The organism is Haemophilus sp. HMSC066A11 (assembly GCF_001811665.1).
GTDB classification, from domain to species: Bacteria; Pseudomonadota; Gammaproteobacteria; order Enterobacterales; family Pasteurellaceae; genus Haemophilus; species Haemophilus influenzae.
In genome coordinates this window covers 66,752-81,358 of record NZ_KV805886.1, presented here as the reverse complement: position 1 = coordinate 81,358, position 14,607 = coordinate 66,752, and the positions used below count along the sequence as shown (strand labels likewise).

Here is a 14,607-nt window from a genome sequence, read left to right as displayed (position 1 = left end):
TTAAAAAATAACGCCCGAAAGGGCGTTTTTATTTAGAGGAAATATTGCACAGAATCAGATTTTAATTCTTTGCTAATTGACCAATTATTTTGCTGCTTTTAATTCTTGATAATATTGTTCATAGAATTGAATTGCATCGCCAACGTCATCTTGCCAGTGACTATTTTTTAATATATCAGCTGACGGATAAATCGCTGGATCTTCAGTGATTTCTTTTGGTAATGCTTTTTTCGCTTCAATATTTGAGGTTGGGTAACCGATAGCTAAGGTTAATTTTTCAGCTGTTTTTTTCCCTAACATGTAGTTAATCAGCTTGTGTGCGCCTTCAGAATTTTTAGCTGTTGCAGGAATTGCAAGAGTATCAACCCAAAGTACAGGACCCTCTTTTGGGAATACCATATTTAAAGGTGCTTTTTCTTTTTTAGCAATACGTACCGAACCATTCCATAATTGACCCACTTCCACTTCGCCTGAGATGAACGAGTTAGCTGGGTTATCGGAATTGAAAGAAAGTACATTTGGACGTAATTTCAATAATTCTTCATAGGCTTGTTTGATAATGGCTGGATCTTGAGTATTTGGATCTTGACCAATTTTCAATAAAGCGATGTTGAATACTTCGCGCGCATCGTCTAATAATTGAACTTTGTTTGCAAATTCAGGTTTCCATAAGTCTGCCCAAGAAGTGAATTCTTCGCCTTTGTAAGTGTTGGTATTGAATGCGATACCCGGTGCACCTAAAAGTTGCGGAAGAGAGTATTTGTTACCTTTATCATAAGGTTTATTGAGCCAATCAGGATCTAATTCTTTAAGAACAGGTAATTTGCTGTGATCAAGTTCTTTTAACATTCCTTCGCGTGCCATTTTAGAAACGAAGTAGTTAGAAGGTGCGATAACATCATAGCCACCAGACTCGCCTTGAGTTTTGAGTTTAGCGTACATTGTTTCGTTTGATTCTAGGCTTGAAACGATAACTTTGATGCCAGTTTCTTTAGTAAACTCATCTAAAAGACCATCTGGGACATATTCTGTCCAAGTGTAGAGATACACAGTGTCATTAGCAGCAGCCGTAGCTTTTGCAGTTTCTTGCTTAGCATCTTTATCGTTGCAAGCGGTTAAAGTTGCAGCTACGAAGCTGGCAGTAATTAAACCTGCAAATTTTTTCATTTTTGTTTGTTCTCCTGTTAAAGAGTCGTAAAAAAACCACCTGTCGAATGACAGGCATAAAAAAACGCCTTGATTGTGCGTCAAGGCGTATTCTATTTTAAATTCAAAGGTTTGTGAAACCTTTTGTTAATTAATGGTTATTTTTTCGTGTAATTAGCTGGCTTAAAACGACAAGAGCTAATGAAAGCACGATCATAATCGTTGCTAAAGCATTAACTTCAGGTGTTACACCAGTTTTCACTAGAGAGAATATTCTCAATGGTAAGATTTCATAACTTACACCACTGACAAATGATGAAACCACAACATCATCTAATGAAATAGTGAAACTTAATAACCAACCAGATACAACTGCAGGTAATGCTAAAGGAAGGATAATTTTACGTAAAATCGTCACTTCGCTTGCACCTAAGTCTTTCGCCGCTTCTAACATTCTGGAATCAAAGCCATTTAAGCGAGAGAAGATAGTTACGGTCACATACGGTAAACAGAAAGTTACGTGGGCAAGTAGTAAAGACCAGAAGCCCAATGAAATACCCACAACCATAAATAATGCAAGTAAAGATACTGCCATTACAATATCTGGAGACATCATAACGATAAATAGCATACCGCTTACTGCTTGTTTACCGCGGAATCGATAGCGATAAAGTGCGATTGCAGTTAATCCACCTACAATAGTAGCTAGGGTAGCCGCAAAAAATGCAATAGTTACCGAATGAATCGCAGCTTGTATTAAGGTGTCGCTATTAAATAAACGCTCGTACCAGTTCCAGCTAAAACCTTTCCAACTCAAACCATAACGATCTTTGTTAAAGGAATTAGTGACTAAAATAATAATTGGGATATACAAATAAGCGTATACCACAAACATAAATGCATTACGTAGTAAACGACTCATTATTCTAACTCCACTTTCTTATTTAATAGTTTGTTTGCTCGGTAGTACACGAAAATCAACAATGCCATTAGAACAGTTAAACCAATACTGATTGCAGAACCAAATGGCCAGTTACGAGAAATTAAGAATTCGCTCTTAATTACGTTACCAACAAGCAAGACTTTTGCTCCACCGAGTAGGTCTGCTACATAGAACATTCCCATTGCTGGTAATAATACCAATAAACAACCTGCGATAATGCCTGGCATAGTTAATGGTAAAATCACTCGGAAGAAACGTTGGAACGTATTTGCGCCTAAGTCTCGTGCTGCTTCTAATAAACGATGATCTAGTTTTTCAATGGCAGAGTAGAGTGGCAAAATCATAAATGGCAATAGTAAATAAACTAAGCCAATGATTACCGCAATTTCGGTATTCAAAATACGAATTGGCGCACTCAAAATTCCCATATCAATTAACATCGTGTTAAGTATGCCTTTCACGCCAAGAAACACTTTCATTCCATAAATACGAATTAACGAGTTTGTCCAAAATGGTAAAACCACAAGGAACAATAAGAGCGGTCGATATTTAGGATGAATTTTACTCATCATAAAAGCAAATGGATAACCTATTAGTAAGCAAATAATGGTGGCGATGCCCGACATAGACAATGAATTCCACACAACTTGTGCATAAAGCGGATTAAACAAGTTTGTATAGTTTTCAATAGTAATTGGGAATGCATAAAAGTTGCTACCATCTCGAGTCAGAAAACTTACGGCAAGTACCAATAAGTTTGGAATCAGCACAAAGAAGATTAGCCAACTGAAGATAATCGCAACAGTAATTTTCTGGAATTTATTATTGATTATCTTCATCGTTGAGTACAACCTCCCAGCCTTCGTGCCATGTGATACCTACGCGTTGTCCTATGCTATGATCCATATGTGGATCATCTTCATTAAAGAATTCACTTACAAGGACACGCATTCCGTTATGATCAAACTCTACCGTTGATTCTAATGTCATTCCTTTATAAGTGCGGTCAATAATATGACCGATAATTGCTTTAGAATGTTCATTTTCATCTAATTCTTCAATCACAATATCTTCAGGGCGAAGGAGTACTTGAAGTTTTTGATCTTTTTCCACAGGCATATCCGTATAAATATCACAAATACGACCTTCAACATTTGCCAGTACAACTTGTTCTGATTTTCGTTCAATCACAGTGGCTTCAAATACGTTAATTTCGCCAATGAAACGAGCAACGAATAAGTTAGCTGGATCTTCATAGATTTCACGTGGAGAACCATCCTGTGCGATTTTACCTTTACGTAATAACACGATACGATCAGACATTGTAATTGCTTCTTCTTGATCGTGGGTGACAAAAATAAAGGTAATGCCAAGCTGACGTTGTAACATTTTGAGTTCTTGTTGCATTTGTTTACGCAATTTGTAATCCAATGCAGATAAAGACTCATCAAGTAACAACACTTTTGGTTTATTTACTACGGCACGAGCGATAGCAATACGTTGTTGTTGTCCGCCAGAAAGTTGAGTTGGCTTACGATCAGCCATTTCTTCTAGTTGTACCATACGCAAGGCTTCTAAAACACGCGGTTTAATTTCCTCATTTGGTACTTTTTGCATACGCAAACCAAAAGCCACGTTCTCAAAAATTGTCATATGTGGAAATAGCGCATAGCTTTGGAATACCGTATTAATATGACGTTTTTCCGCTGGTACATTGGTGATATCTTCACCATCTAAAATAATGCTACCTGAATCCAATTCTTCTAAGCCTGCAAGTAATCGTAAAACTGTGGTCTTACCACAGCCTGAGGGGCCAAGAATAGTGACAAACTCACCGTTATTAATTGCAAGATTGAAATCGTTAATAATGGTGTTAGAACCATAGGATTTTTTGATTGAACGAAGCTCAATAATAGGATTGTTTTGAGGCTGATTTTCCACTAGCTTTGGTTTTCTCCCTAATTTCACCAATGATTTGGTACTGAGTAGAAATAAAACCTGCAAGACTGCAGGGGCGACATATAAAAATAGACGCCTATGATATAGTGAATTGTTAATAATGAAAAGGACTTAATACCTTAGAAAGTAAAAAAACCGCCGTTCATAAAAATAACGAGAAATTTAACCGCACTTTTGATGAATTTTACTTCGTTAATTTTATAAATATTGTTATATATCAAGATGTTTTCTATTTTTCTCGTTAAACTAAAAAAGATATTTTTAAAAGGAGCGAGAATATGATTTCTCAAATAGATAAAACAGAACTTTTAGAACGATTTTTACATTATGTGTCTTTTCACACCCAATCAAAACCTAATGCGAAGCATTCCCCCAGCTCTGTTGGGCAAATGAAGTTAGCCATGCAGTTACAAAAAGAATTAATCCAATTTGGTTTGGAGAATGTTGAAGTAAGTAAATATGCAGTGGTAACAGCATTTTTACCCGCTAATGATCCTAACTTAACGAAAACCATTGGTTTAGTTGCGCATCTTGATACATCTCCGCAATGTAGTGGTAAAAATGTACGCCCAGAAGTGATAGAAGAATATCGTGGCGGAGATATTGCATTAGGTATTGGCGAGGAATTTATTAGCCCTGTTTATTATTCTTTTATGCAAAAATTAGTCGGACAAACGCTTATTGTTACTGATGGAACCACTTTGCTTGGGGCGGATAATAAGGCAGGAATTGCAGAAATTATGACCGCACTTTCCATTCTTCAAAAAGAGAATATTCCCCATTGCAATATTCGTGTTGCTTTTACGCCTGATGAAGAAATTGGTTTGGGAATCCATTATTTCCCAATGGAAAAGTTTTCCTGTGATTGGGCATATACCATTGATGGGGGAGAAGTAGGGGAATTAGAATACGAAAACTTTAATGCTGCAACGGCAAAAGTGCGGTTTTTCGGGCGAAATATTCACACAGGTTATGCAAAAGGAAAAATGCTGAATGCGCTGACTTTAGCTTGTGAATTTCAGCAAGTTTTTCCTGTTGATGAAGTACCAGAAAAAACCGATGGGAAAGCGGGCTTTTATCATTTAGAAGATTTTTTTGGCGATATTGAGCAAGTAGAGCTTACCTATTTGATTCGTGATTTTGACGAACAGAATTTCGCACAAAGAAAAGCTTTTATTAAAAATCAGGTGGAAAAATTTAATGCTAAAAAAGGTTTGAAAAAGCCTATAGAGTTAGAAATTCAAGATAGCTACCAAAATATGTATGATGTGGTAAAAAACGTTCCTCAATCAATTGAACTTGCTGATCGCGCAATGAAAGCGGTGGGAATTAAACCAAATCATAAGCCGATTCGAGGCGGTACAGATGGGGCATTTTTAGCCTCTAAAGGTTTAGCATGCCCAAATATTTTTACTGGCGGCTATAATTTCCATAGTAAACACGAGTTGGTTTCTTTACAAGGCATGGAAAATACTGTCCAAGTAATTATCGAAATGCTGAAATGTAAAGATTTGTAAAGAAATGTAAAGATTTTTATTGCTATTCTTTAGATTACTCAATATAATGGTGGCGTTTTATCGAGATTCCTTTGATAAAGCTAAACTTTAGAGATTTTATTCATAAATTCCTTTTTAATGCCCCTAATTATTTAGAGGCTTTTTTTATCTAATTGGACAAGAAATAATAAAATAGCTAACAAATTTAATATTTCTTCATTTTAAATTATTTTTTATCCTATTAATTTAACTCTAAATTCTCAAGAATATATTTTATCAACTAAAAAAATAGTTAATAATCACAATTTTTAACGCTCTACAATATTTATTTCTATAGATTTATTTACTGATTTAAAAAACGTTAAATTTAGTGGCTAAATTAACTAAATTAGTTTAAAGAGATCACTGTGAATAATAGGTATAAGAGTTTCCTTTATTCAGACTGAATTTGACATTCCTATTCTAAATAGGAAACTCTTACTTTTGAGGTAATTTGCTAGATCAAATTTGATCTTAGACAAATTAAATTAATCTAACTTTATTGAGTTAGATTAATTGCAGGTTAGTTTTCGTTAGCGTTGAAATTTATTCATTAATTATGGCAAGTTTGGCAAGCTGCTTGGAACATCCATACTAATTTTTCTTGTTCTTTAATATAGTCACTCATTTGTGATGCAGTACCTTCATCATTAGCGTTATTTGCAAAAGCAAGAATTTCACGTTGTTGATCTAGTAATGTTTTTAGACCTTGTAATGTGCCTGATAAACATTCTTGTGCCTCACTTACTGCAATATCTTCTTTAATTCGAGATATTTTTAAGTATTGGCTGTAAGCATTATTTGGTGTGTAACCTAAAGTTAAAATACGTTCAGCCACCTCATCTACTCTAGCAACTAAATTAGTATAAATTTCTTCAAATTTTGCGTGTAATGCAAAGAAGTTTACGCCTTTAATATTCCAGTGGTAGCCCCGCACATTAGTATAGAAAACTTGGTAGGTTGCAAGTAATTCGTTAAGTTTATCGGCTAATTCTGCTGATTGAACTTTATCTAGTCCGATTGATGTTTTTGACATAATAATTTCCTTTTTCTAGTTGAATAATTGAGCTAATGCCCTCCCTTTGATATGGGTATTATACGTTTCTATAATTTGAAGTGAAATTGTTCTATTCAATATAATTGATAGTCTTAACCTTATTTGTTAAGAAATTGTAATAAATAGAAGCTATCAAATAAGTGATCAAGATCACAGTTTTAATGAATATTTAATCAAACTATCGCAGCTAACAATAAATTTTGATTTAATAAGTACAGTGATAATTTTTAATATTTTTTCTAAGGATATGTTATGCAAGAACTTATTAAGCGCACCTTGCCACAAGATGATGCACTTAATCAAGCTATTGTGAATGAACTTCGTTCACAAAATTGGGCTGGTTTTTTAAATTATTCCCAAGTGCAGCAGCTTTGTCATAATTTTGAACTTACCCCACTAAAATTGGCTATGCACTTGTTGCCACTTGCTGCAAGTTATAGTCATACTGCTATTTCTCATTTTAATGTGGGGGCAATTGCTATTGGCGAACAAGGGGATTTTTATTTCGGCGCGAATCAAGAATTTGCTAATTCAGCCATTCAGCAAACGATTCACGCGGAACAAAGTGCAATTTCTCACGCTTGGTTGCGTAATGAACGCCGTATTTCAGATATGGTGGTCAATTACACGCCGTGCGGACATTGTCGTCAATTTATGAATGAATTGCACGGTGCTGAAAAAATTTCAATTCATTTGCCGCATAGCCAAAATAATCCATTACATTCTTATTTACCGGATGCGTTTGGGCCAAAAGATCTCGATATTGCAGCGCATCTTTTGGCGGAAGAAAATCATGATTTAGTTGCTGATCATCAAGATGATTTGGTTAATCAAGCTATTTTAGCGGCAAATCAATCTCATTGTCCTTATTCAAATAGTCCGCACGGCATTGCGATTTTATTTAAAAATGGTGATGTGGTGACAGGACGTTATGCAGAAAACGCCGCATTTAATCCGAGTTTGCCAGCGTTGCAAACCGCACTTAATTTTGCGTATTTAAATGATAAAAAATTGAGTGATATTGAGCGAATTGTGATGGCTGAAAAAGCATTAAAATTGAGCCATAAAACGATGGCTGAAACCTTATTATCCACATTAACTTCAGTAGAATTAGAGTATTATTCTTTGTAAATATGAAACGCAAGTAAAATAAAAAGGAAATAATTTCCTTTTTTATTTATTTGCTAAAATTACCGCTCTTTTCGGTGCTTGATAGCCTTCAATGGTTTTACTGTGATCATTTGAATCTAAAAAATCAATCAGGCTTTCATTTTCCAACCAATCAGTTTTACGCTGTTCTTCTAATGTAGTTGTCGCTACATCCACGCAACGTACGTTGGTAAAGCCAACTTTTTCTAGCCAGTTAATTAGTGCGGCGACAGAGGGGATAAAATAAACATTTTTCATTTTTGCATAGCGATCTGCTGGTACGAGCACAGTATTTACATCGCCATCCACTACTAATGTTTCTAATACCAATTCGCCACCTTTTACCAATTGATTTTTCAATTGGCTTAAATGATCTAATGGGGATTTACGATGATAGAGTACGCCCATTGAAAATACAGTGTCAAATGCTGCTAATGGTTGCATTTGCTCAATACCAAGTGGGATAAGATTTGCTCGACGATCATTATTAAGCAGTTTGCGTACGGCTTCAAATTGGCAAAGGAAAAGCTCGGTAGGATCAATCCCGACCACCATTTTTGCGCCTTCGCCTACCATTCTCCACATATGATAACCGCTGCCACAACCCACGTCTAAAATAGTGCGACCTTGCAAGGGGGACAAGTGAGGAAGAACACGATCCCATTTAAAATCTGAACGCCATTCACAATCTACATGAATGCCGAAAAGATGATAAGGCCCTTTTCGCCACGGCATTAATTGTTTTAAATGATGGATAATTCGTTGTTTTTCACCTTCTGAAAGGGGAGAAGTGCGGTCAGATTTCACCGCACTTTTTAGATCGATTTCATCAGCATGTAAATCTGGTAGAAAATCAACAATTTTGCTCCATTTCGCATAATCGCCATGAGTTTGAGTTTCCCATTCTTTCAATTGGAGTGGTAAGGTCTCTAACCAGTCTGATAAATTTGTAGTAGCAATTTGTTGATAAAAAGGGCGAAAGTCGATCATTTTGCTTCCTTATAAGCCTTTTCTGCTTTATCAAAGGTATTAAGAATATCTTGTTCTGGTTTATTGGAAAGTAATGAAATAACAATAATTGCAAGGCTGGCGAAAGCAAAGCCTGGGATCATTTCATATACTTTAAACCAATCAGTATCCGCTGGAACAACTTCTTTCCAAGCAAATACTGTTACTGCGCCTACAAGCATACCCGCCATTGCGCCCGATGATGTCATTCGTTTCCAGAAAAGAGAGAAAAGTACAACTGGGCCAAATGCACTACCAAAACCAGCCCAAGCAAATTCTACAAGTTTTAATACTTTGCTGTTTTCATCTTGTGCGATCCAGATAGCAAGTGCGGCAATAACCAACACCATAATTCTTCCAAGCCATACGAGCTCTTTTTCAGATGCGTTAGGGCGAATAAAACCTTTGTAGAAATCTTCTGTGATTGAGCTTGAAGAAATTAATAATTGAGCACTTAATGTACTCATTACAGCGGCTAAAATAGCGGAAAGTAATATGCCCGCGATCCAAGGATTAAATAAAAGTTTAGCTAATTCAATAAATACTTGCTCTGGTTCATTATTGACTGTGCCTGCAATAGCTGGATTGGCAAAGAAATACGGAATAGCGAATAAGCCAATGCCAATTGCGCCTCCTAAGCAAAGCACCATCCATGTCATACTAATACGGCGTGCTTTGATAAGTGATTTGACAGAATCCGCAGCCATAAAGCGTGCTAAAATATGCGGTTGCCCGAAATAGCCTAATCCCCAAGCCGCAAGACTTAATAAACCAAGTGGTGTGGTAGAAGTAAATAAATCCGTGAAATCTTTATTTATGGCAGCCTCAGCTTGTTCTAGTACTGCGGAAAATTGAGCGGTATCGGCGAAACTCAATAACACAAAAACAGGGGTTAAAATTAATGCAAAAATCATTAATGTGGCTTGAATGGTATCTGTCCAGCTTACCGCGAGGAAACCTCCGATGAACGTGTAAGCAATGGTTGCCGCTGCGCCGTACCAAAGTGCGGTGGAATATTCCACAGAAAATATATTTTGGAATAATTTTGCGCCAGCCACGACACCAGAAGCACAATAAATAGTAAAAAACACTAAAATAATCGTAGCAGAAACAAGTTTTAATAATTTGTGTGATGAACCAAAACGATTGTGAAAATATTCTGGGAGAGTGAGCGCGTTATTATTTAATTCTGTATAAACACGCAAACGACCAGCCACTAAAAGCCAGTTAAAATAAGCCCCGATAGTTAAACCAATAGCAATCCAGCCTTCAACTAAGCCTGATAAATATACCGCACCAGGTAAGCCCATTAAAAGCCAACCAGACATATCTGAAGCACCTGCAGACATTGCGGTCACAAAACTGCCTAAACGACGTCCACCGAGAATGTAATCTGATAAATTATTCGTGTAATAATAGGCGAGTACGCCAATCAGCAACATCCCGAAAATATAAATAGTAAAAGTAATAAGAGTTGGGTCGAATCCAAACATTATATCAGTCCAAAATAGGTTAAAATTTCAGAAAGGGTGCATTTTACCTTATTTCGGGCTATTATTCTATTTAGACTAAATATTTGATGAAATTTAAGAAATTAGGAATATAAAATGGATTCTGTCGAGTTATTGATGAACGTAACGCCTAACGAAACACGCATTGCGCTAGTCGAAACAGGAATGTTGCGCGAAGTGCATATTGAACGCCAAGCTAAACGAGGAATTGTCGGAAATATTTATAAAGGTCGTGTCACTCGAGTGTTACCAGGAATGCAGTCGGCTTTTGTTGATATTGGTTTGGAAAAAGCGGCTTTTTTACACGCCGCTGATATTGTATCTCACACGGAATGTGTAGATGAAAATGAACAAAAGCAATTTAAAGTTAAGAGCATTTCAGAATTAGTACGAGAAGGGCAGGATATTGTTGTACAAGTGGTAAAAGATCCCCTTGGTACAAAAGGCGCGCGTTTAACAACGGATATCACATTGCCATCACGTTATCTTGTTTTTATGCCAGAAAATAGCCACGTAGGTGTTTCACAACGCATTGAAAGCGAAGAAGAACGCACCCGTTTAAAAGCGTTGGTTGAACCTTTTTGTGATGAACTCGGCGGTTTTATTATCCGTACCGCCACAGAAGGGGCAAGCGAAGAAGAATTACGTCAAGACGCTGAATTTTTAAAACGCTTATGGCGTAAAGTTTTAGAACGTAAATCTAAATATCCAACCAAATCAAAAATTTACGGTGAGCCAGCACTTCCGCAACGCATTTTGCGTGATTTTATCGGCACAAACTTAGAAAAAATTCGTATCGACTCTAAACTTTGTTTTGGCGAAGTGAAAGAGTTTACCGATGAATTTATGCCTGAATTAAGCGATAAACTTGTTCTTTATTCTGGCAATCAACCTATCTTTGATGTGTATGGGGTTGAAAATGCGATCCAAACAGCCTTAGATAAACGTGTTAATCTCAAATCGGGTGGCTATTTAATTATCGAGCAAACAGAAGCCATGACCACCATTGATATTAATACAGGCGCATTTGTGGGGCATCGTAATCTAGAAGAAACCATCTTCAATACCAATATTGAAGCAACTAAAGCCATTGCGCAGCAATTACAACTACGTAATCTTGGTGGCATAATCATTATTGATTTTATTGATATGCAAACAGATGAACATCGCAATCGAGTATTGCAATCTTTATGTGATGCGCTTTCTAAAGATCGTATGAAAACTAATGTGAATGGCTTTACGCAATTAGGCCTTGTAGAAATGACTCGTAAAAGAACCCGCGAAAGCCTTGAACACGTGCTATGCGATGAATGTCCAACTTGTCATGGACGTGGTCGGGTGAAAACTGTTGAGACAGTTTGCTACGAAATTATGCGTGAAATTATTCGGGTGTATCATTTATTCAGTAGTGAACAATTTGTTGTTTATGCCTCGCCAGCAGTTTCAGAATATCTTATTAATGAAGAATCTCACGGTTTACTGCCAGAAGTGGAAATGTTTATTGGAAAACGAGTAAAAGTAAAAACAGAACAGTTTTATAACCAAGAACAGTTTGATGTGGTAGTTATGTAAATTCTACTTCAACAAAGTGCGGTAAAAATTTTTGAGATTTTTACCGCACTTTTTATTTATAAAATTTATATCTTAATCTATATGATGTAGAATTAGGCAGCTTTTATTTAATATAGTGAGGATATAATATGTTTTTATATAATTCTGTAAACAAACAACACTAGTCTTTTCTTCCCATCTTGCACAATAACTACGGCTCTCTCCATTATTGGTGGAATATTCACTAATCCAGCTTTAGCTGATACGCCTCCCTCCACTACATCAAATCCCAACTTCTCAAATAATTTTGGAATGAAAGATATTAGTACATCTGAGAGTACGAGCAATAACAATATCATTATCGGTAATTTAGAAACCAATAAAATTAATGATGTTAAAGGTACTGATACTTCTAATCCTAAATTATCTCACGCAACTAATAATTTAATTGTGGGAAATAATAACGAGCTAACGGGGAATAGCACGGTGGTTGTAGGGCTTAGTAATACTGTAACGGGAAAGGATTATGGCAGTGGCAATGGCGACTTACAGGTTTATGGTATTGAGTAATACAGTAAAAGGTGCATCAAGTCAGGTGTTTGGGCAAGGAAATAAAGTGTATGGTGTCTATCACACTGTGTCTGGTTATTATAATGAAGTAGGCAAAGATAGCAATCAGGTAGATGATAATTCTGCTGTAAATTATACAGTGGCGTTAGGATACCACGCAAAAACACTTGGAAATAATGCGGTGGCAATTGGTGTCGGCTACACACCAAAAGCAAATATCACGTTAAAAAGCGGTATCGCCGTGAATGCAGGCAAAAACAGCAAAATTTCCTATCAAATGGGAGCTGACTGGGTTTGGTAAGCTAAACATTCAAAAAACTTACCGCACTTTGTGCATTTATACATCGCCACGATAATTTCGTGGCGGTTTTTTATGGCAAATTTTTACAATCTTTTATTTAAATCTAGTATTTCTATGGCAAGAACAGGAGATGAACCTTTATTTTCCCTTAGATTTGTATAGAATAGCCGAATATTTTTTTATTTTAACGAGAGAAAATGATGAGCTATACAGAGACATCTTTGGGTGCAGAAAATACCCGCACTCACAATTTTATTACCCAAATTATTGATGAAGATTTAGCTTCGGGTAAACATAAAAGCGTTCATACCCGTTTTCCGCCAGAGCCGAATGGCTATTTGCATATTGGTCACGCAAAGTCTATTTGCTTGAATTTTGGCTTGGCAAAAGAATACCAAGGTTTATGTAACCTACGTTTTGACGATACCAATCCAGTAAAAGAAGACGTGGAATATGTAGATTCTATCAAAGCGGATGTGGAATGGTTAGGTTTTAAATGGGAGGGCGAACCGCGTTATGCATCTGATTATTTTGATGCGCTTTATGGCTATGCGATTGAATTGATTAAAAAAGGCTTGGCTTATGTGGATGAGCTTTCTCCAGAAGAAATGCGTGAATATCGTGGTACCTTAACCGAGCCGGGTAAAAACAGCCCATATCGTGACCGCACTATTGAAGAAAACTTAGCGTTATTTGAAAAAATGAAGAACGGTGAGTTTGCAGAGGGGAAAGCAAGTTTACGTGCAAAAATTGATATGGCATCGCCATTTATGGTCATGCGTGATCCAGTAATTTATCGTATTAAATTTGCAAGCCATCACCAAACAGGTGACAAATGGTGCATTTACCCAATGTACGATTTCACTCACTGTATCTCTGATGCCATTGAGCGTATTACACACTCAATCTGTACATTAGAATTCCAAGATAACCGTCGTTTATATGACTGGGTATTGGAAAATATCAGTATTGAGCGTCCATTACCGCATCAATATGAATTCTCACGTTTAAATTTAGAAGGCACTTTAACCTCTAAACGTAAATTATTGAAATTGGTAAATGATGAAATCGTGGATGGTTGGAACGATCCACGTATGCCAACCATTTCAGGTTTACGCCGTCGTGGTTATACACCAGCTTCGTTACGTGAATTTTGTCGCCGTATTGGTGTGACTAAACAAGATAACGTGGTGGAATATTCTGCACTTGAAGCCTGCATTCGTGAGGATTTAAATGAAAATGCACCACGCGCAATGGCAGTGATTGATCCTGTTCGTGTGGTAATTGAAAATTTTGAAAGCGAAGCGGTTTTAACTGCCCCAAATCATCCAAATCGTCCTGAATTAGGGGAGCGTCAATTGCCGTTTACGAAAGAACTTTATATTGATCGAGCTGACTTCCGTGAGGAAGCGAACAAACAATATAAACGTTTAGTATTAGGTAAAGAAGTGCGCTTGCGTAACGCTTATGTGATTAAAGCTGAACGCGTGGAAAAAAATGAAAGTGGCGAAATCACCACGATTTTCTGTACTTACGATCCTGAAACTTTAGGTAAAAATCCATCAGATGGACGTAAAGTGAAAGGTGTCATTCATTGGGTTTCTGCGGTTAATAATCATCCAGCTGAATTCCGTTTGTATGATCGCTTATTTACTGTGCCAAATCCAGGGGCTGAAGATGATATCGAAAGCGTGTTAAACCCAAATTCTTTAGTGATAAAACAAGGTTTTGTAGAGCAAAGCCTCGCAAATGCAGAAGCAGAGAAAGGTTACCAATTTGAACGTGAGGGTTATTTCTGTGCAGATAGTAAAGATAGCCGACCTGAACATTTGGTATTTAACTTAACAGTAAGCTTAAAAGAAGGCTTCTAATTTTAA

Annotated in this window: 13 protein-coding genes; 6 read left to right on the top strand and 7 right to left on the bottom strand. The window is 36.6% G+C overall.

The features are described 5' to 3' along the window. Positions 1-84 precede the first annotated feature (84 nt). The 4 genes from HMPREF2813_RS08180 to potA all read right to left on the bottom strand — a co-directional run bounded on the left by HMPREF2813_RS08180 (position 85) and on the right by potA (position 4,030). Complete coding sequence (locus HMPREF2813_RS08180; RefSeq protein ID WP_005656809.1) at positions 85-1,167, bottom strand: extracellular solute-binding protein; 1,083 nt, start codon at positions 1,165-1,167, stop codon at positions 85-87. Between the two features lie 130 nt (positions 1,168-1,297). Next, positions 1,298-2,068: a spermidine/putrescine ABC transporter permease PotC gene (gene potC, locus HMPREF2813_RS08175; RefSeq protein ID WP_048946901.1), complete on the bottom strand. Its 771-nt coding sequence runs from the start codon at positions 2,066-2,068 to the stop codon at positions 1,298-1,300. Next, positions 2,068-2,928, bottom strand: a complete 861-nt coding sequence (gene potB, locus HMPREF2813_RS08170) for a spermidine/putrescine ABC transporter permease PotB (protein WP_005687254.1) — start codon at positions 2,926-2,928, stop codon at positions 2,068-2,070. Before potB ends, potC begins: the two co-directional genes overlap by 1 nt. Then, positions 2,912-4,030 carry a spermidine/putrescine ABC transporter ATP-binding protein PotA gene (potA, locus tag HMPREF2813_RS08165; RefSeq protein WP_041174622.1) on the bottom strand — a complete coding sequence of 373 codons (1,119 nt, stop codon included), beginning with the start codon at positions 4,028-4,030 and terminating at the stop codon, positions 2,912-2,914. Before potA ends, potB begins: the two co-directional genes overlap by 17 nt. A gap of 296 nt (positions 4,031-4,326) precedes the next feature. Here potA and pepT point away from each other — a divergent pair, with 296 nt between their 5' ends. Beyond that, positions 4,327-5,565 carry a peptidase T gene (pepT, locus tag HMPREF2813_RS08160; protein WP_014550723.1) on the top strand — a complete coding sequence of 413 codons (1,239 nt, stop codon included), beginning with the start codon at positions 4,327-4,329 and terminating at the stop codon, positions 5,563-5,565. A 571-nt stretch (positions 5,566-6,136) separates the two neighbouring features. Here pepT and HMPREF2813_RS08155 read toward each other — a convergent pair. After that, positions 6,137-6,619: a Dps family protein gene (locus tag HMPREF2813_RS08155; protein WP_005650692.1), complete on the bottom strand. Its 483-nt coding sequence runs from the start codon at positions 6,617-6,619 to the stop codon at positions 6,137-6,139. A 273-nt stretch (positions 6,620-6,892) separates the two neighbouring features. Between HMPREF2813_RS08155 and cdd the strand changes: the two genes are divergently transcribed. After that, positions 6,893-7,771 carry a cytidine deaminase gene (gene cdd / locus HMPREF2813_RS08150; protein WP_005650690.1) on the top strand — a complete coding sequence of 293 codons (879 nt, stop codon included), beginning with the start codon at positions 6,893-6,895 and terminating at the stop codon, positions 7,769-7,771. Between the two features lie 42 nt (positions 7,772-7,813). Here the strand turns inward: cdd and cmoB are convergent, their stop codons facing one another. Together cmoB and putP are read right to left on the bottom strand one after the other, a co-directional pair. Further along, positions 7,814-8,779: a tRNA 5-methoxyuridine(34)/uridine 5-oxyacetic acid(34) synthase CmoB gene (gene cmoB / locus HMPREF2813_RS08145; protein ID WP_014550724.1), complete on the bottom strand. Its 966-nt coding sequence runs from the start codon at positions 8,777-8,779 to the stop codon at positions 7,814-7,816. After that, a complete protein-coding gene (putP, locus tag HMPREF2813_RS08140) occupies positions 8,776-10,290 on the bottom strand; it encodes a sodium/proline symporter PutP (RefSeq protein WP_014550725.1) in 1,515 nt (504 codons plus the stop codon). The genes cmoB and putP overlap by 4 nt, the downstream gene beginning before the upstream one ends. A 114-nt stretch (positions 10,291-10,404) precedes the next feature. On the opposite strand from putP, the gene rng reads away from it, so the two are divergent. The 4 genes from rng (at position 10,405) to glnS (ending at position 14,601) form a co-directional block, all read left to right on the top strand. Next, a complete protein-coding gene (gene rng / locus HMPREF2813_RS08135) occupies positions 10,405-11,880 on the top strand; it encodes a ribonuclease G (RefSeq protein WP_005687243.1) in 1,476 nt (491 codons plus the stop codon). A gap of 291 nt (positions 11,881-12,171) precedes the next feature. Beyond that, positions 12,172-12,429, top strand: coding sequence for a hypothetical protein (locus tag HMPREF2813_RS08130; RefSeq protein ID WP_014550726.1), 258 nt, complete (start codon positions 12,172-12,174; stop codon positions 12,427-12,429). Next, positions 12,386-12,730 carry a YadA-like family protein gene (locus HMPREF2813_RS09665; protein WP_228840871.1) on the top strand — a complete coding sequence of 115 codons (345 nt, stop codon included), beginning with the start codon at positions 12,386-12,388 and terminating at the stop codon, positions 12,728-12,730. The genes HMPREF2813_RS08130 and HMPREF2813_RS09665 overlap by 44 nt, the downstream gene beginning before the upstream one ends. 200 nt (positions 12,731-12,930) lie before the next feature. Beyond that, positions 12,931-14,601, top strand: coding sequence for a glutamine--tRNA ligase (gene glnS, locus HMPREF2813_RS08120; RefSeq protein WP_041174662.1), 1,671 nt, complete (start codon positions 12,931-12,933; stop codon positions 14,599-14,601). The last annotated feature ends 6 nt before the right edge of the window (positions 14,602-14,607 follow it).

What these genes read in the sequence shown, in the direction of transcription:
- cmoB (WP_014550724.1), bottom strand. Translation starts at nt 8,779, where the DNA reads ATGATCGACTTTCGCCCTTTTTATCAACAAATTGCTACTACAAATTTA.
- potC (WP_048946901.1), bottom strand. Translation starts at nt 2,068, where the DNA reads ATGAGTCGTTTACTACGTAATGCATTTATGTTTGTGGTATACGCTTAT.
- glnS (WP_041174662.1), top strand. Translation starts at nt 12,931, where the DNA reads ATGAGCTATACAGAGACATCTTTGGGTGCAGAAAATACCCGCACTCAC.
- HMPREF2813_RS08180 (WP_005656809.1), bottom strand. Translation starts at nt 1,167, where the DNA reads ATGAAAAAATTTGCAGGTTTAATTACTGCCAGCTTCGTAGCTGCAACT.
- rng (WP_005687243.1), top strand. Translation starts at nt 10,405, where the DNA reads ATGGATTCTGTCGAGTTATTGATGAACGTAACGCCTAACGAAACACGC.
- HMPREF2813_RS08155 (WP_005650692.1), bottom strand. Translation starts at nt 6,619, where the DNA reads ATGTCAAAAACATCAATCGGACTAGATAAAGTTCAATCAGCAGAATTA.
- cdd (WP_005650690.1), top strand. Translation starts at nt 6,893, where the DNA reads ATGCAAGAACTTATTAAGCGCACCTTGCCACAAGATGATGCACTTAAT.
- pepT (WP_014550723.1), top strand. Translation starts at nt 4,327, where the DNA reads ATGATTTCTCAAATAGATAAAACAGAACTTTTAGAACGATTTTTACAT.
- potB (WP_005687254.1), bottom strand. Translation starts at nt 2,928, where the DNA reads ATGAAGATAATCAATAATAAATTCCAGAAAATTACTGTTGCGATTATC.
- HMPREF2813_RS08130 (WP_014550726.1), top strand. Translation starts at nt 12,172, where the DNA reads ATGAAAGATATTAGTACATCTGAGAGTACGAGCAATAACAATATCATT.
- HMPREF2813_RS09665 (WP_228840871.1), top strand. Translation starts at nt 12,386, where the DNA reads ATGGCAGTGGCAATGGCGACTTACAGGTTTATGGTATTGAGTAATACA.
- putP (WP_014550725.1), bottom strand. Translation starts at nt 10,290, where the DNA reads ATGTTTGGATTCGACCCAACTCTTATTACTTTTACTATTTATATTTTC.